Source organism: Streptomyces sp. NPDC090032 (genome assembly GCF_044748025.1).
GTDB lineage: Bacteria > Actinomycetota > Actinomycetes > Streptomycetales > Streptomycetaceae > Streptomyces.
Map to the genome: position 1 here is coordinate 139,172 of NZ_JBIVFF010000005.1, position 16,263 is coordinate 155,434.

12 protein-coding genes are annotated in these 16,263 nt (G+C 71.1%); 6 read left to right on the forward strand and 6 right to left on the reverse strand.

Annotation, left to right across the window (positions count from 1 at the left end; translation table 11 throughout):
* The first annotated feature begins 65 nt into the window (after nucleotides 1-65).
* Together ACIPWY_RS13420 and fxsT are read left to right on the forward strand one after the other, a co-directional pair.
* Nucleotides 66-1,181, forward strand: coding sequence for an AAA family ATPase (locus ACIPWY_RS13420; RefSeq protein WP_393699458.1), 1,116 nt, complete (start codon nucleotides 66-68; stop codon nucleotides 1,179-1,181).
* Entirely contained in the window at nucleotides 1,178-5,500 is a 4,323-nt protein-coding gene (gene fxsT / locus ACIPWY_RS13425; RefSeq protein ID WP_401533177.1) for an FxSxx-COOH system tetratricopeptide repeat protein, read from the forward strand. Before ACIPWY_RS13420 ends, fxsT begins: the two co-directional genes overlap by 4 nt.
* A 48-nt stretch (nucleotides 5,501-5,548) precedes the next feature.
* On the opposite strand, the gene ACIPWY_RS13430 is transcribed toward fxsT, so the two are convergent.
* Together ACIPWY_RS13430 and ACIPWY_RS13435 are read right to left on the reverse strand one after the other, a co-directional pair.
* Nucleotides 5,549-7,450 (reverse strand): aKG-HExxH-type peptide beta-hydroxylase, encoded by a 1,902-nt coding sequence (locus tag ACIPWY_RS13430; RefSeq protein WP_401533179.1) that lies wholly within the window; start codon nucleotides 7,448-7,450, stop codon nucleotides 5,549-5,551.
* Entirely contained in the window at nucleotides 7,444-7,683 is a 240-nt protein-coding gene (locus tag ACIPWY_RS13435) for a hypothetical protein (RefSeq protein WP_362901250.1), read from the reverse strand. The genes ACIPWY_RS13430 and ACIPWY_RS13435 overlap by 7 nt, the downstream gene beginning before the upstream one ends.
* 591 nt (nucleotides 7,684-8,274) lie before the next feature.
* Between ACIPWY_RS13435 and ACIPWY_RS13440 the strand changes: the two genes are divergently transcribed.
* Nucleotides 8,275-9,486 carry a mannosyltransferase family protein gene (locus ACIPWY_RS13440; protein ID WP_393699451.1) on the forward strand — a complete coding sequence of 404 codons (1,212 nt, stop codon included), beginning with the start codon at nucleotides 8,275-8,277 and terminating at the stop codon, nucleotides 9,484-9,486.
* A gap of 35 nt (nucleotides 9,487-9,521) precedes the next feature.
* Here ACIPWY_RS13440 and ACIPWY_RS13445 read toward each other — a convergent pair whose 3' ends face one another.
* Nucleotides 9,522-10,061, reverse strand: a complete 540-nt coding sequence (locus tag ACIPWY_RS13445) for a YbjN domain-containing protein (RefSeq protein ID WP_362901252.1) — start codon at nucleotides 10,059-10,061, stop codon at nucleotides 9,522-9,524.
* 126 nt (nucleotides 10,062-10,187) lie between these two features.
* Entirely contained in the window at nucleotides 10,188-12,788 is a 2,601-nt protein-coding gene (clpB, locus tag ACIPWY_RS13450) for an ATP-dependent chaperone ClpB (RefSeq protein WP_401533182.1), read from the reverse strand.
* A gap of 141 nt (nucleotides 12,789-12,929) precedes the next feature.
* Between clpB and ACIPWY_RS13455 the strand changes: the two genes are divergently transcribed.
* On the forward strand, nucleotides 12,930-13,349 hold the full coding sequence (locus ACIPWY_RS13455) for a TIGR03618 family F420-dependent PPOX class oxidoreductase (RefSeq protein ID WP_362901256.1): 420 nt from the start codon (nucleotides 12,930-12,932) through the stop codon (nucleotides 13,347-13,349).
* Nucleotides 13,350-13,501: 152 nt separating this feature from the next.
* Here the strand turns inward: ACIPWY_RS13455 and ACIPWY_RS13460 are convergent, their stop codons facing one another.
* Nucleotides 13,502-13,846, reverse strand: coding sequence for a hypothetical protein (locus ACIPWY_RS13460; RefSeq protein ID WP_389541359.1), 345 nt, complete (start codon nucleotides 13,844-13,846; stop codon nucleotides 13,502-13,504).
* Entirely contained in the window at nucleotides 13,843-14,034 is a 192-nt protein-coding gene (locus ACIPWY_RS13465) for a hypothetical protein (protein ID WP_362901260.1), read from the reverse strand. Before ACIPWY_RS13465 ends, ACIPWY_RS13460 begins: the two co-directional genes overlap by 4 nt.
* A 168-nt stretch (nucleotides 14,035-14,202) precedes the next feature.
* Here ACIPWY_RS13465 and ACIPWY_RS13470 point away from each other — a divergent pair, with 168 nt between their 5' ends.
* Both ACIPWY_RS13470 and ACIPWY_RS13475 read left to right on the forward strand, forming a co-directional pair.
* Complete coding sequence (locus ACIPWY_RS13470) at nucleotides 14,203-15,162, forward strand: helix-turn-helix transcriptional regulator (protein WP_362901262.1); 960 nt, start codon at nucleotides 14,203-14,205, stop codon at nucleotides 15,160-15,162.
* 23 nt (nucleotides 15,163-15,185) lie between these two features.
* A complete protein-coding gene (locus tag ACIPWY_RS13475) occupies nucleotides 15,186-16,163 on the forward strand; it encodes a helix-turn-helix transcriptional regulator (protein ID WP_362901264.1) in 978 nt (325 codons plus the stop codon).
* Nucleotides 16,164-16,263: the final 100 nt, after the last annotated feature.

A 16,263-nucleotide genomic window follows, 5' to 3' on the forward strand; every position in this document is an offset into this window, starting at 1 on the left:
CAGGGCGGTTGGGAAGTACGGACGTGCACCGACCGGGCACGAACCAGGGTGAGGGGGAACGGTCGATGGCCGACAGGGATCCGCACGTTCCGGCACAGGCCGACGGCGCCGCGGCCGATCCCGGCGCATGGCGCATCTACCGAGGCACGGCGAGGCCCCGCGGCAAGGAGCCCGTGTCCCGCCAGTTACCCCCGCCCCCGCCCTGGCGCCGCTTCACCGGCGCCCCCCTGATCACCGGTTCGCCGCCCGACGACGAGGACGAGTTCACCCGCCGCCTCGGGCCACCGGACGGACCCGTCGTGCGGACCGCGTCGGAGCAGGAACTCGACCTGGTCAACGCCGCGCTCTTCCTGCGCAGGCCGCTGATCGTCGCGGGCCCTCCCGGCATCGGGAAGTCGAGCCTCGCCCACTGCATCAGCCGTGAACTCTCCCTCGGCCGCGTCCTGCGCTGGTCGATCACCAGCCGCAGCACCCTCAAAGACGGCCTCTACACCTACGACGCCATCGGCAGAGTGCAGGAAGCGGCCACCCGCGGCGCCCTGCGCGGCTCCGGACCCGGCGCCGCCGGCGATCCCGCACCCGACCCGGACGGCCTGACGAACCTCGGGGACTACGTCCAACTCGGCCCGCTGGGAACGGCGTTACTGCCTCGCGAGACCCCGCGCGTCCTGCTCATCGACGAGTTCGACAAGTCCGACACGGACCTCGCGGGCGATCTGCTGAGCGTCTTCGAAGAGGGCGAGTTCCGCATCAACGAGCTGGCCCGCGTGCGCTCCAGGCTCCCCGACGCCGAGGTCCACACGGACGACCCGGACGGCACGGCGGTCATCCACCACGGATCGGTGCGCTGCGCCGCGTTCCCTGTCGTCGTGATCACAAGCAACGGCGAGCGCACCCTGCCGCCCGCCCTGCTGCGCCGCTGCCTCTACCTCGACCTCCCCGCGCCCGACGCGGGCCAGCTCGCCGCCATGCTGGCGGCGCAGCTCTCGCAGGACGACGAGGGGCGCACGGAGATGATCCGTGACTTCCTCAACCACGCGCGGACCGGCGGCTCGCTCGCCGCGGACCAGCTCCTCAACTCGGAGTTCCTGCGCACCACGCCCGCGGGCCCCGACCAGGGGTCCATGAGCTCGCTGTTGCACGCGCTGTGGCGACGGCTCGACGAGGTCGGCACTGGATGAAGCGGTCGCCCTCCCACGGCGGCGTGGCGGGTGACGGTATCGGGCCGGGTGCCGCATCGCTGGCCGAGGCGTCCCCGCAGCCGCACTGGTACGAGGCGGGTGAGGTCCTGTGGCTCGCCGCGCAGCGCTGGCTGCGGCTGAAGGACGCCCAGCGCGGCAGGCCACGGCCCGGCCGGCCGGTCGAGCTGCCCGAAGCGCCGGAAGTGCCGAAGACGCCGGAAACGCCGGAGCCCGCTGAGGTCGATCGCCCACGCCCCGAGGACGTGGACGCCCCCGTGCCTGACCTCACGCAGGAACCCGTTGAGCATCCCGTGCCCGTGAACGGGCCGCCGGCACAGGTCGCGGATCCCGGCGCACATGTGGACTCGCTTCTCATGAGCCTCGGCAACGGCTCCGCCCTCGACCGCTCGCGGGAGATCGAGAAGGCGCTGGAGCCGCTGAAGCGGCGCATCGCCTCCCGGAGCCAGGTCTTCCTGAACGAGGAGGCCACCGCCGAACTGCACGCCGAGACCGGCGTGTGGCTGCCCCAGCTGGAGGCCGGCCGGGAACGCTGGCTGACCGTGACGCTCCTGGTGGACTCGGGCGACTCGATGCGGCTGTGGTCGCACACGGCGCAGCGCCTCGCCGAGACCCTGCACTGCTCGGGCGCCTTCCGCGACGTACGGACCGTGCGCTGGCAGGAGGACGGCGGTGAGCCCGTCAGCGACACCGAGGGCCGGCATCTGGTCCTCGTCCTCACCGATCTGCACGCCGACCACTGGGGCGACGGCAGCGCCCGGCGCCGGCTCGCCCGGTGGGCCCGCACGATGCCCGTCGCGCTCGTGCACGTGCTGCCGGAGCACGTCTGGGCGAGGGCGGGCACGCAGACCAGCAGCCTGCTGCTGACCAGTCCGCGGCCCGCGGCCCCCAACAGCACCTGGAAGGCCGAGCCCGTGGGCCTGGTCATGCCCACCGCCGAAGCCGACGGACCCGACGGAACCGACGCGCCGGATGCCTGCGACGGGGTGCGGCTGCCGGTGGTGACGCTGACCCCCGAGGGGCTCGGCGGCCTCGCCCGCTTCCTCGCCCACGACACCACCGGTGGCTACACGGTGCGCGTCCTGGACCGGACACCCGGCGACGAGACCGCCGTCGCGCGCAGGCCCGCCGCCGCGCTGCCCGCCGACATCCAGGTCAAGACCGTGCGGGCCCAGCTCTCCCCCACCGCCTACCACCTGGCCCGCCTCTCCGCGGCCGTCCCGCTCAACCTCGACGTGCTGCGCCTGCTCCAGGAAGGGCTGATCCCCGGGGCGCGGAACTGGCACGTGGCGGAGCTGCTCCTCAGCGGGCTGCTGCAGCGCACAGAGGCGGAACCGGGCGAGAGCGCCGGGCCGGGCGTCGAGCTCGAATTCGGCGAGGGCGTGCGGCGGGAGCTGCTCTCCGACGGGACGCGCGGCGAGACGGCCCGCGCGCTGATGCTGGCCTTGGACCATTTGGCGGTCGCCGTACCGGCGTACGGGGAAGGCGTCGCCCTTCTGCGCGAGCCGGATCGCGCGCGGAGTGTCTCCATGGAAGGTTTGCGGCCATGGATTTCGTCTATTCTGCCCGCTTTCGCGGCCATGGCAGGACCGCACGCCACCGCTGCCAGGGAGCTTGAGGCACGCCTCGACGAACCTCCACCTCCGGTGGCCACACCCTCCGGCGAACCCAGTCGGTTTGCCGGTGGGGCCGGGCCCACCGCCGCCCCGCCGGACACCGGCAACGAAGTACCGGACACCGGCAACGAAGAAAGGGTCGAAGAAGTGAGCGGCTTGCAGTCCACCCAGGCCGGGTCAAGGGGTGACGCGCTGCAGAAGCCGCCACCCGTCTGGGGCAACGTCCCTCCCCGAAACCGTGCCTTCACCGGCCGCGTCCAGCTCCTGGAGGACCTGCACCGCAGGCTCCAGGAGGGGACAACGGCGGTGCTGCCCGAGGCACTCCAGGGCATGGGCGGTGTCGGGAAGTCCCAGCTCGCCGTCGAGTACGTGTACCGGCATCTGCACGAGTACCAGGTCGTGTGGTGGATTCCCGCCGAACAGACGCAGCAGATCCGGCAGGCCCTCGTCAACCTGGCGAGCAGGCTCGGCCTGAGCGTCGGCAGCGGCGAGGCGAACACGGCGGTGCCGGCCGTCATCGAGGCCCTGCGCATCGGCGAACCGTTCAAGAACTGGCTCCTCATCTTCGACAACGCGGAAGACCCGGAGTCCGTAAGGGAGTTCTTCCCGACCAACGGCCCCGGCCGCATCCTCGTCACCTCACGGAACGCGCAGTGGTCGTCCTCGGCGCGTCCCCTGGAGGTCGACGTGTTCACCCGCGAGGAAAGCCGGTCGCTCCTCCAGATGAGAGCGCCGAACCTGGACGACGCGACCGCGGACCGGCTCGCCGAGACCCTGGGCGACCTTCCGCTGGGCATCGAGCAGGCCGCCGTATGGCTGGCCGAGACGGGCATGCCCGCGGACGAATACCTGCGCATGTTCGAGCAGCAGGCCAACGAGCTGATGCTCAGCGACCCCCCGGTGGACTACCCGCTGTCCGTCGCCGCCGCCTGGAACGTCTCCCTCGACCGGCTGCGCAAGAACCATCCCGCGGCCCTCCAACTCCTCCAGGTGTGCGCCTTCTTCGCGCCCGAGCCGATCTCCCGGCGCCTGCTCACCGGCGTCCGCGACGCCCCCGTACCCCCCGAGCTCAACGCGGCACTCAGTGACCCGATCCGGCTCGGCCGCGCCATCCGCGAGATCAACCGGTACGCCCTGGCGCGCATCAACCACAACACCAACACCATCCAGCTGCACCGACTGGTCCAGCGCGTCCTCATCACCCAGATGTCGGAGCCGCTGAAGTCGCAGATGCGCGGCGGCGCCCACCGGCTGCTCGCCAAGTACGACCCCGACGAGCCCGCGGCGTCCCACCAGTGGAAGCAGTACGGCGACCTGCTGCCGCACGTCCTCAACAGCAGGGCCGTCGAGTCGAAGGACCCCTGGGTACGCCAACTCGTCCTGAACGAGATCCAGTACATGTTCTCCTGGGGCGACCACCAGGGCTCCCTCGACCTGGCCAGGGAGGCGTACACCACCTGGCGCGAGGCCGACGGGGACACCGCGGAGCACGTGCTCAACGCGGCCAAGCTCTACACGAACGCGCTGCGCATCCTGGGCCGCTACTCGGAGGCGTACGAGCTCGACCAGCGCACCCTGGCCGGCATGACCGAGGTGCTCGGCCCCGAGCACGAGTCGACGATCGACATCACCAGCATGGTCGCCTGGGACCTGCGGCTGCGCGGCGACTTCCAGGCAGCGCTCGAACTCGACAAGCACGCCTACGAAACCTGCGAGCGCCTCTTCGGGCCCAACGACCCGGCCACCCTCATCACCGCCCACCGGCACGCGCTGAACCTGCGGTTCATCGGGCACTTCAGGGCGGCTCTCGCGCTCGACCGCATGACGCACAGCCGCAAGGTCGCGGAGCTCGGTGAGAACGCGGCGTCGACCTTGGGGACCATGGCGTCGGTGACGTTCGACCTCCAGGAGGGCGGCGAGTACCTGGCGGCCCGCGACCAGGCACGGGACGTCGAGGAGCGCTTCCGCAACACCCTCGGCGACACCCATCCGAACACGATCTCCGCGATCCGGGTCCTGTCGGTGGCCGAGCGGCGCGCCGGACAGCACGACCTGGCTCTCGAACTCTCCAGCCGGGCCCTGCTCATGTTCCGCACCCGCTACGGCAGCCTGTACCCACAGACGGTCAACGCGCTGGCCTCGCACGCCATCGACGTACGGCACAGCGGCGACCTCGCACGGGCACTCGAACTCGGGCAGGAGGGGTACGAGGGGTACGAGGCGCTGCTCGGTCCGCGGCATCCTCACTCCGTCGCGGGACGTGTCAACCACGCGATCTGTCTGCGCCTGGCCGGGCGGACCGAGGAGGCCCGGGCGGCCAACGTGGACGCGCGGGAGCAGCTGACGGAGCTGATCGGCGAGGACCACCCCAACACGCTCTCCTGCACCGCGAACCTCGTCGCGGACCTGTTCGAGCTCGGCGAGATGCAGGCGTCGGTGGAGCTCGCCACGAGGTCGCTCGACCTGTGCCGCACCAAGCTCGGCGAGGACCACCCCATCACCCTCGCCACGGCGCTCAACCTGTCGCTCGGGCTGCGGCAGCTGCAGCGCGACGACGAGGCGGACGAGCTGTACGCCGACACGGCCGAGCGCTACCGGCGCACACTCGGCGAGAACCACCCGGCGACCACAGCGGCCGCGGACGGCAGGCCCGCGAACTGCGACATCGACCCGCTGCTGATGTGACGTCGTCGGTATCCACGTGACCCCGCCCGGGACCTGTCCGGGGCGGGGTCAGTGCTGTGGCACGCCCGTCGCGGGCCGCTGGATGAGCCCGGGGATACGCGCGGTCCAGCGGGCCAGTTCCAGCGGGTCGGTCGCCTGTGTGCCGCGGGCGCGCTCGTCCAGGGCGAGCGCCCGCACCAGCTCGGGGCGGTGCAGCAGGGCCGTGGCGGGGGCGCCCTCGCCGGACTCCTCAAGGGCGAGACCGAGGCCGACCCAGGCCGGGCGGGTCCCGGGGGCGGCAGCCAGGACGGCGCGGTAGCGGTCCACGGCCCGCGCCGCGTTCGCCGGCCCGCCGCGCAGGAGGCACATGTCCGCTTCGAGCAGGTCCGGGGACCGCTCGACCCCGGAGAGCCGCGAGCGCGTGTCCGGGGTGAACGTTCCTGCATCGGCGATATGCAGCCGCCGTAGCTCACAACGGAGTTCGGGCAGGCGCGGCGGCGGATCCGTGCGCAGCCGGGACAGCGGGGCGGTCACCTCTTCGACCGGGCCGCCGCCGAGCCGGTGGTCGGCGAGCAGGCGGGTGGCGGCCGGGTCGGGCGCGAGGTTGTGGCTGCACCACGTGGCCCGCAGATCGGCCAGCTCCGTCCGCGCCACGGCGAGGGCCTCGGCCGGTACGTCGTCACCGGCCCACGGAGCGGTCTGGCGCGCCATCCCGTCGACGAAGGCCCGGCCCCACGGGGTGAGTCCGGGCCGGTCGTCCAGCGTGCGCAGGGCGATGGCCACCGCGTCGCGCCACACGGCGAACTCAAAGTGCGCGAGAGCGGCCCGGGGGCCGGTCAAGGCGTGCCGTTCGGTGCGCCAGAAGCCGGCGACGCCGGTGAACGCGTACGTGCCGTGCAGCAGGCCCCACGCGGGGCGCGGGTCCGTGCGCCAGGGTGCGTAGAGCAGCGTGTCCGCCCGGGGTCCGCCCGCGGCCCGGTCGACGAGCTGGATCTGGTGGCTCAGGGCGTTGAGCACGGAGTGCCGTGACTCGTGGACCAGCGTGACCGCGAAGTCGACGGCGTCGCACGGCAGGGAGACCAGCGCGCTCCCGAACGCCTCGGCGTACGAGGCGCTGGAGGCGCGGAAGCGGGGCATGCCCGGCAGGGGCACGAGCGAGTTCAGGACGAGCGGCACCGCGGCGGCCGCGTCCGGGTGCCGGGCTCCGAGCAGGTGTGCCGCGTCGTGCAGATGCCGCTGCCAGGTGTCCGACTCGGTGTCGGTGAGCGGGGCCGGGGGCGGCCAGGTGGACCGGAAGTCGCGGTAGGGGTCCGAGTCGTCCAGCAGGACGCCGGGGCCCGGCTCGCGCGGGGTCCAGCTCAGCAGGCGCGCGGGGTGCCAGCCCGGGGCGGGCAGGTCCGGGGCGGCGGGCAGTTCGAGCACGTGCGGGCCGAGCGTGACGCGGGTCGTGCCACGCCCGTCCGTCTCCACGGTGGCGACGTCGTGGTCGCCGCGGGCGTCGTCCAGGACGGCGTGCCCCACCGTCGGCAGGATCACCGTGCCCGCGCGGGCGGGTACGTGGACGCGCGCGATAAGTCCCGCCCGCAGCGCGGCCGCTGCGGCGAGCGCGTGCGCGTAGCCCGCCTCACGCCACAGCGGGGGTTCGCCGGGCGCGGGCTCGGCACCCTTGCGCAGCCGCCCGAGCAGGCGGACCGCCCAGACCCCGACCGGCGGATGCCCGAGTACGCGGGCCACGGCCTGCGGATCCTGGGCCTCCGCACGAGCCAGCAGGTCGAAGGCGTGCGCCAGCGGGGGCAGCGGCCCTTCGCCCAGTTCCGCCCCGCGTTCCGCTTGCGCAGCGGCCACGGCCCGCAGCATGAGCATCCGGCGGCTGCGCTCCGCCGCCGCGATACGGGTCCGGGTGGGTGCGGTGATGCGCCCGGTGGCGATGGCCTCCAGATCGGCGACCGGCACGTGGTGCCGCGTCAGCACGGCAGGGCAGGCCGGTCGGGCGCCTCAGGTCCGTCGCACGGGGATGCCGGGTCGAACGGCGCGGGTGGCCCGTGTTCGTGGCGCGGCTCCTGGGGGGCCGTGCCACCGTGCTGTCGCGCGCTGAAGTACGGGCTGTCCTGCCCACTGCCCACGACCTGCCCGACGGCGTCCTCCGTCAGATGGTCGAGCAGAGCGTTCTGCGCCTCCGTCACCAGTGGGTCCCTCAGTGCCATGGCCTCCTGAAGGCCCCAACGGCTGAGATCGACAAGACCGGTCTCGATGTCAGTCGTAGAAGTCCTCACGTCAAACTTCCCCCTGTCGGCTCCCGCTCGCGGCCCCGCGGCGCAGACCCACCTCCTTCCCATAGTGGCCCGTGGTCAGCCGCGCCGAAAGGGGCTCCGGTGGCCATCAAGGCTTGAATTGTTCGATTCATGGCCGGGGGAGACGGCATCCGGTGCCGCGGCGCGCCATTGGCCAGATGCTCAACTGGCGTGCCGTGTGGGGAAATTGATGCGCTCCGGAGGTACGGGTCAAGGTACGGGTCAAGGGACGGGTCCCCGTCCCGGCCTCGCACCCGGCTTCCGCGCTGCCCGGACAGGTTCCTGGACTGGTTCCTGGACTGGTTCCTGGACTGGTTCCTGGACTGGTTCCTGGACTGGTTCCTGGACTGGTTCCTGGACTGGTTTCTGGACTGGTTCCTGACGGTCCGGCACGGACCCTCCCCACGCCCGTTGTCACGCAGCCGCGCCGTCCGTCCCTCATCCGCACCCGTGCGGACCCTCCCGGCTCGCGCGCCCCGCGAGGTGCCCGCAGGGTGCGGAGATGTGACCCAGCAGCAACTCGCCCCGGCCTCCGCCACCGTCCCCGTCGCGGAGCCCGGCACCGGACCACGTTCCCGCCCGGCCCGGCTCAGGGCCGCCGCCCCCCTCCTCACCGCACTCGGCCTGTTCGCGGCGGCCCGGCTCACCGGAGTCGTCGTGATGGCCGTGACCGCCTCGATGACCGGCAAGAACACAGGCGTCCTGCTCGGCAGGTCCTGGGACTCGCTCTGGTACCTCAGGATCGCCGCGGACGGCTACGGCCGCTCCGTGCCCTACAGACCCGGCATCATCTTCAACGACCTCGCGTTCTTCCCGCTCTACCCCGGGCTGGTCCGCGCACTGCACACCGTGCTCCCCCTCAGCGGCGGCGCCACCGGGATGCTCATCGCCTGGACCGCGTCCCTGGCCGCCGCGGCCGGGATCTACGCGATCGGGGTGCGCCTGCACTCCCGGCCCGTCGCCGTCCTCCTCGTCCTGCTGTGGGGGCTGCTGCCGCACTCCGTGATCCTGACGATGGCGTACTCCGAGCCGCTGCTCACCGCGTTCGCCGCCTGGTCCCTGTACGCGGTCCTGACGGGGCGGTGGATCTGGGCGGGCACGCTCGCCGCGCTGGCCGGCGTCTCCCGTCCCAACGGGTTCGCGGTCGCCGCGGCGGTCCTCGTGACGGCCGCGTACGAGGTGATCAGCAAGCGCGGCAGAAATGTTTCCCACAGCCTGTGGACAGGCGCCGCGCTCGCCCCGCTCGGCTGGACCGGATACGTCCTGTGGGTCGGCTTCCAGAGGGGCGATCCGCTCGGCGGCTACTTCGCCGTGCAGCGGGACTGGGGCTCGCGCTTCGACTACGGCGTCGGCGCGCTGCGCGTCGTACGGCATCTGCTGTTCAAGGGCGACCCCTTCGTCTACCCCATGACCTTCGTGCTCGTCGCCATCGCCGTACTGCTGTTCGCGCTGCTCATCGCCGAGCGGGCGGCCCCGCTGCCGCTCATCGTCTACAGCGGCGTACTCCTGCTCGTCGCGCTCGGCGGCTCCGGCTTCTTCCCTTCCAAGCCGCGCTTCCTGCTGCCCGCGTTCCCGCTGCTGCTGCCGCTGGCTCTCGCGCTGGCGCGAACGGCGAGAGCCCGGCCGCTGAGCGCCCTCCTGGTGGTGGGCGCGCTGGCCGGGCTCTCACTTGCGTACGGGACGTATCTGGTCGCGTTCGCGCACAGGCCCCTGTAGGCAGTTACGGAAACTGCCTGAGTTACGGAAACTGCCTACGCGTCGTCGGACGGCTTCTCGTCGTCGGCGGCCGAGTCCACGGCCTGCTCCAGGCCGAGCTGCTCGACCAGCCAGCGGTCGAACTCGATGGCGGCGCGCACCCAGCTGACCGTCGACGACACGAAGTGCTCCAGGCTGACGCCCGTGCCGATGAGCATCTGCGCCTCACCGATGAGGCGGACCGTGCCGTCGTCGTGGGTGTGGCTGTAGACCTTGGGCCACAGCGTGCGGCGGTTCCAGTCGTCGATGGTCTCGAGGAGCGCCGGCTTGGTCTCGAGGTCGTGCGGGCGGTCGTAGAACGTCCGCACCGAGAAGACCTGCTGGTCGTCCTCGCCGCGGAACATGAAGTACGTGCGGAACTCCTCCCAAGGAGCCGCGAGGTCACCCTCTTCGTCGAGGACGTACTTGAGCTCCATCTGCTCCAGGAGCTGCTTGACGAGGTCCTGATCGGGGACGACGGGGCCCGCCGGTCCTGAGCCCTGCGGCTGCTCGGGCTGTCCCCCGAAGTTCGGAATCGAGGACGGGTCGATGCTCACGTGCTTGGTCCCTTCGTACGGATTCCGCCATCCTCCCCCATGGCGGGCGGGAAGTGACAACCCCCGACCCGTCGGATCGGCCGAGTTCCGGCCCCGGACGGCTCCGGGGCCGGCGTTCGCCCTGCGCTACAGCGTCTTTCCGGTGGCCCGGCCCACGATCAGGCCGTCGCCGAAAGCGTCCACGCGGACCGTGTCGCCGTCGGTGACCTCGCCGGAGAGGATCTCCTTCGCGAGGCGGTCGCCGATCGCCGTCTGCACGAGGCGGCGCAGCGGCCGCGCGCCGTACGCGGGGTCGTTGCCCTCGTCGGCGAGCCAGGCCAGCGCCGCGTCGGACACGTCGAGCGTGAGCCGCCGCTCGGCGAGCCGCTTGGCGAGCCGGCCGATCTGGAGCTTCGCGATCCGCTCCAGCTCCTCCTTGTTCAGCGCGGAGAAGACGACGAGGTCGTCGAGCCGGTTGAGGAACTCGGGCTTGAAGGACGCCCGTACGACCTCCAGGACCTGCTGCTTCTTCTGCTCCTCGCTCGTCGTCGGCTCGACCAGGAACTGACTGCCGAGGTTCGAGGTGAGCACGAGGATCGTGTTGCGGAAGTCGACCGTACGGCCCTGGCCGTCCGTGAGGCGCCCGTCGTCGAGCACCTGGAGCAGGACGTCGAAGACCTCCGGGTGCGCCTTCTCGACCTCGTCGAGCAGGACGACGCTGTACGGGCGCCTGCGCACCGCCTCCGTGAGCTGGCCGCCCTCCTCGTACCCGACGTAGCCGGGAGGGGCGCCCACGAGACGCGCCACGGAGTGCTTCTCGCCGTACTCGCTCATGTCGATGCGGATCATGGCCCGTTCGTCGTCGAACAGGAAGTCGGCGAGCGCCTTGGCCAGCTCGGTCTTGCCGACGCCGGTCGGGCCGAGGAACAGGAAGGAACCGGTCGGCCGGTCGGGGTCGGCGATCCCGGCGCGCGTGCGGCGCACGGCGTCGGACACCGCGCGCACGGCCTCGCCCTGCCCGATCAGGCGCTTGCCGAGCTCGTCCTCCATCCGCAGCAGCTTCTGCGTCTCGCCCTCCAGCAGCCGCCCGGCCGGAATGCCGGTCCAGGCCGCCACCACATCCGCGATGTCGTCCGGGCCGACCTCCTCCTTGACCATCGTGTCGGCCTTGGACGCCTCCTCCTCCGCCTCCGAGGCGGCCTCCAAGTCCCTTTCCAGGGTGGGGATCTCGCCGTAGAGGAGCTTGGAGGCGGTGTCGAAGTCGCCGTCGCGCTGGGCGCGCTCGGCCTGGCCGCGCAGATCGTCGAGCTTCTCCTTCAGCTCACCGACGCGGTTGAGGGACTGCTTCTCCTTCTCCCAGCGGGCGGTGAGGCCGCGCAGCTCCTCCTCCTTGTCGGCCAGGTCGCGCCGCAGCTTCTCCAGGCGCTGCTTGCTGGCCGGATCCGTCTCCTTGGAGAGCGCCAGCTCCTCCATCTTCAGCCGGTCGACGGCGCGCTGGAGCTCGTCGATCTCGACGGGCGACGAGTCGATCTCCATGCGCAGCCGGGACGCGGCCTCGTCCACGAGGTCGATAGCCTTGTCCGGCAGGAAGCGGGAGGTGATGTAGCGGTCGGAGAGCGACGCGGCGGCGACGAGCGCGCTGTCGGCGATCTGGACCTTGTGGTGGGCCTCGTACCGGCCCTTGAGGCCGCGCAGGATCGCGATCGAGTCCTCGACCGTCGGCTCGGCGACCAGCACCTGCTGGAAGCGGCGCTCCAGGGCCGGGTCCTTCTCGATCCGCTCGCGGTACTCGTCGAGCGTGGTCGCGCCGACCATGCGCAGCTCGCCGCGCGCGAGCATCGGCTTCAGCATGTTGCCCGCGTCCATGGACGAGTCACCGCCCGCGCCGGCCCCGACGACCGTGTGCAGCTCGTCGATGAACGTGATGACCTGCCCGTCGCTCTCCTTGATCTCGGAGAGGACGGTCTTGAGACGCTCCTCGAACTCGCCGCGGTACTTCGCGCCGGCGACCATCGCGCCCAGGTCGAGCGAGACGAGCCGCTTGTCCTTGAGCGACTCCGGCACGTCCCCCTTCACGATGCGCTGGGCGAGCCCCTCGACGACGGCGGTCTTGCCGACGCCGGGCTCACCGATCAGGACGGGGTTGTTCTTCGTGCGGCGGGACAGCACCTGCACCACGCGCCGGATCTCCTGATCGCGCCCGATGACGGGGTCGAGCTTGCCCTCGCGCGCGGCGGCGGTGAAATCGGTGCCGAACTTCTCCAGGGCCTTGTACTGGCCCTCGGGGTCGGGTGTGGTCACCCGGCGCCCTCCCCTGCTCTTCTCGAAGGCGGCGAGCAGCTTCTTGGCGCTCGCCCCCTGTTCCGTCAGTACGTCGGCGACAGCGCCGCCCTTCGCGGCGATGCCGATGAGCAGATGCTCGGTGGAGAGGTACTCGTCCCCGAGCTCCTTGGCGCGCCGGGACGCGTCGGCGATGACCGCCAGCAGGTCCCTGCTGGGTGCGGGCGGCGCGACGGTCGAGCCGGTCACGCTGGGCAGCGCGCCGAGGGCCCGCTCGGCTCCGGACCGCACGGCGGCCTGATCGGCCTCGACGGCCGTCAGCAGGTCCGTGATGTTCTCGTTGTCCTGGCCCTCCAGAAGCGCCAGGACAAGATGCGCCGGAGTCAGATCCGCGTGCCCTGCGGCCACGGCCCGACTGGTGGCCGCGTTGATCGCGTCCCGGCTCCGGTTCGTCAGCTCGGCGTCCACGTGCCCACTCTCCTCCTTGCGTCTGCCTCTCCAGCACACTGACCCTGAAAGCATACACAAAGTTGAGTCGATCCCACTCAAGGATGACGGCCGGGTACCCCCGGGCGGGATATGTCCTGGAACGGGGATATCTTCCGGAGCATGGCCAAGCGCAACGACCCCCTGGACCCCGATCCGGCCTTCCTCAGCTTCTGGCGGGAACGGCACCTGTGCACGCTGACGACCCTGCGCCCCGACGGCACCCCGCACGTGGTGCCGGTCGGCGTCACGTACGACCCCGAGGCGGGGCTGGCGCGGGTGATCGCGAACAAGTCGAGCGCGAAGGTGTCACACGTGCTCGCGGCGTCGGCGACGGCGGCGGGCGGGGCCCTGGTGGCGGTCTGCCAGGTCGACGGCCGGCGCTGGGCGACGCTGGAGGGCGTCGCGGTGGTCCGCACGGAGCCGGACCACATCGAGGAGGCGGTACGCCGGTACGCGGAGCGCTACGAGCGCGTGCCCGCGCCCAATCCGGACCGGGTGGCCATCGAGATCACGCTGACGCGGGCTACGGGGAACGGGTGACGGTCACGGATGACGGGGCACCGTCGAGCGCCCGCCGGGACGCCCGGTAGACCCCGGACATGAAACTGCAACGGCGCCACCGTGTTCAGGTCCACGGTGGCGCCGCTGCGGGGGGAAGCACCTGAGCGATCTACAACGACGGGGGAATCGCGTCAGGCACTGCGGGGGGTGGCTGATGTGGTGCGCGGAACTTCGGGTCCCGCCTCCTGGTCCAGCTGATGGTCACGCTGGTCCAGGTTGACGAAGACCATTCCGTATCTGATGGCACACCGCACGGGCTGCGGGGCACCGCGAGGACGCCGAAGACACCGGTAGGCCCGGATCTCCTCGTCGTCGAACTCGTCCCGCACGACGACGATCGGCTCTCCGAACAGGGTGACCATCAACGAATCGCCGCGATGGGGAATCGCCGTGGCGAGGTCGATGAAATGCCACCCGGAGCGGTAGGCGGTCGCCATCTCGCGGCGGAATGTTCTGTCGTCGGGGGGAGTGCTCATGCCGGGGCGCCCATCGCCTTGTTGCCCCAGTGCAGGTCCGGCGGGGCTATCGCCTGGACACTGACGCTGGACGTACTGTCCACGGCAGGCGCGCCGCCCCAGTGCAGGTCCAGGGCACTCACTGCGCTCAGCAGCATCCCGGCGGAGAAGGCAACGGCAAGAGCCGAGCGAATCAGTGTCTTGCGCATAGTGGGCCTCTTCCTCACTTCCATGGCTAACTCCCCCGGCAAGAATGACGATGGCTCATTCAGCCACGCAAACACCACAGGGTCGATGCATCATGTTCCTGCACGTTCAGGACCCTGGGGGGTGGAGCAATGACAATCAACAGCCCATATCGGGCACATCCTCACGCCATGACTGAACTGTGTGACGATGGCAGACGGCTCTACAGCAGCGCATTGCGCTCAGGGCGCATCGCCCGTGACGAGGTCGAGGCTGCTCCCTGCCTGATGGAGTTCGGGCTTCTCCACCCAGACCCGGACGACGCCGACTGGCTCAGGCCGGTTCCACCGACGGCAGCACTCACCCGGCGTCTCCAGCCCCTCGAGCGCGAAATCCAGGAGCGCCGGACCCTCGCAGTCGAACTGACCGAAGTTTTTGAGCCATTCATGGCCATCAGCGCGCAGAGTCGGCCGACCACCCACTCGGTCACAGTCCTGGAGGGTTTCGCGCGGATCAACGGTGCGATAGAACTCGCCACCTCGGAGTGCCAGTCGGAGATCCTCACGGTGCAGCCCGGCGGCGGCCGCAGCGAACACGCCCTGACCGAGGCGCTCAAGCTCGGCCGTGGCGTCCTGGAGCGCGGCATCACCATGCGCACCCTCTACCAGCACACCGCACGGCACAGCCAGGGAACCCTCGCCTACGCGGAGGTCATGGCGGAGGGCAACGTGGAGATACGTACGCTCGAAGAACTCATCGAGCGACTGATGATCTTCGACAGAACCGTCGCCTTCATCCCCGCCCACGACGACCGCCAGGGAAACCAGCAGGTCGCCCTGGAGCTGCGGCACCCGAGCCTCGTCGACTACCTCGCCAAGGTCTTCGAGCAACTCTGGATGCGCGCGGTCCCCATCCTCGAGGACGCGGCTCCCTACGCTCCCCCGATCGACGGCATCACCGGCGTCCAGCGCTCCATCGCGCGGCTCCTCATCGAAGGCTACGTCGACGAGGCCATAGCCAGACGTCTCGGGATGAACGTGCGAACCTGCCGCGCCCACATAGCAAAGATCGCCGCCGCGCTAGGCAGCGGAAGCCGCGCACAACTCGGCTTTCTGATAGCGCAGTCGGGAATCCTCGACCAGGATCGCTGAACGTCTACCGAGGAGTGCACCACGTGACTGCCGAGGCCCACACGCACGGAGCCGAGGAATTGTGCGCCGCCGGAACGGCGCTGTACTCCCGGGCCCTGCGCGAGGGCCGCGTCAAGGACGAGGAGGCGGTCCCAGCCCCGTGCCTCCTGGACTTCGGGCTGCTGCGCCCGGACCCGGAAGACTCCCGGTGGCTGTGCCCCGTGCCGCCCTCCGTGGCCCTGCCGGGACTGCTGGGGGGCATCGAGGACGAGATAGCGCACCAGCGGCACCGGGAGGCGAAGCTGGCCAAGGCCTTCGCGCCGCTCATAGCGCTCCACGCCGAGCGGGCGTCCCTCCACAACTCGCCGATGATCCATGTGCTGTTGGGATCCCAGCGGATCAACGATGCCATCGGCGAGGCCGGCGCGGTCGCCACCCAGGAAATCCTGACCATCCAGCCCGGGGCCGGACGCCCTCCCGCCGTGCTTGCCGCGGCCCGGCCGATCGAGCAGGGGTTCCTGGCCCGGGGCTGCCGGATGCGCACCCTCTACCAGCACACCTCACGCCATTCCCCCGCCGTCCTTGCCCACTACGAACAGCTGCGCGGCAACGTGGCGGTCCGCACCCTCGACGAGGTCACCGAGCGGCTCGTCCTGCTCGACCGGACCGTCGCGTTCATCCCGGCCAACACGGACCGCACCGTGGCCCTGGAGATCCGCCATCCCGCCCTCATCTCCTACCTCGTGACGACCTTCGAACGCCTGTGGCGGCTGGCCACGCCCATGTTCCCCGTAGCCGCCCAGCAGCTCCCGCCCAAGGACGGCGTCACCTCCCGCCAGCTCACCATCGCCGCGCTCCTCGTCGAGGGCCACACGGACGCCGTGATCGCCGAACGCCTCGCCATGAACATCCGCACGGTCCGCGTACACATCGCCAAGCTCGCCGCCACCCTCGGCAGCGACAGCCGGGCCCAACTCGGCTATCTCATAGGGAAGTCCGGGATGCTGGACCAGGACAGCTGACCTGTGCCCGGGGCGCCGGCCGCCCCGGCACGGGCGAAGTGGATCTCCGTACAACCAAGCCCCGCCCCCGCCGGTCCAACTCCCGTCCGCCCGCACCTCG

Excerpts from the sequence above, each read along its gene's own strand:
- fxsT (WP_401533177.1), top strand. The coding sequence starts at position 1,178 with ATGAAGCGGTCGCCCTCCCACGGCGGCGTGGCGGGTGACGGTATCGGG.
- ACIPWY_RS13460 (WP_389541359.1), bottom strand. The coding sequence starts at position 13,846 with ATGAGCACTCCCCCCGACGACAGAACATTCCGCCGCGAGATGGCGACC.
- ACIPWY_RS13465 (WP_362901260.1), bottom strand. The coding sequence starts at position 14,034 with ATGCGCAAGACACTGATTCGCTCGGCTCTTGCCGTTGCCTTCTCCGCC.
- ACIPWY_RS13420 (WP_393699458.1), top strand. The coding sequence starts at position 66 with ATGGCCGACAGGGATCCGCACGTTCCGGCACAGGCCGACGGCGCCGCG.
- ACIPWY_RS13435 (WP_362901250.1), bottom strand. The coding sequence starts at position 7,683 with ATGGCACTGAGGGACCCACTGGTGACGGAGGCGCAGAACGCTCTGCTC.
- ACIPWY_RS13470 (WP_362901262.1), top strand. The coding sequence starts at position 14,203 with ATGACTGAACTGTGTGACGATGGCAGACGGCTCTACAGCAGCGCATTG.
- ACIPWY_RS13455 (WP_362901256.1), top strand. The coding sequence starts at position 12,930 with ATGGCCAAGCGCAACGACCCCCTGGACCCCGATCCGGCCTTCCTCAGC.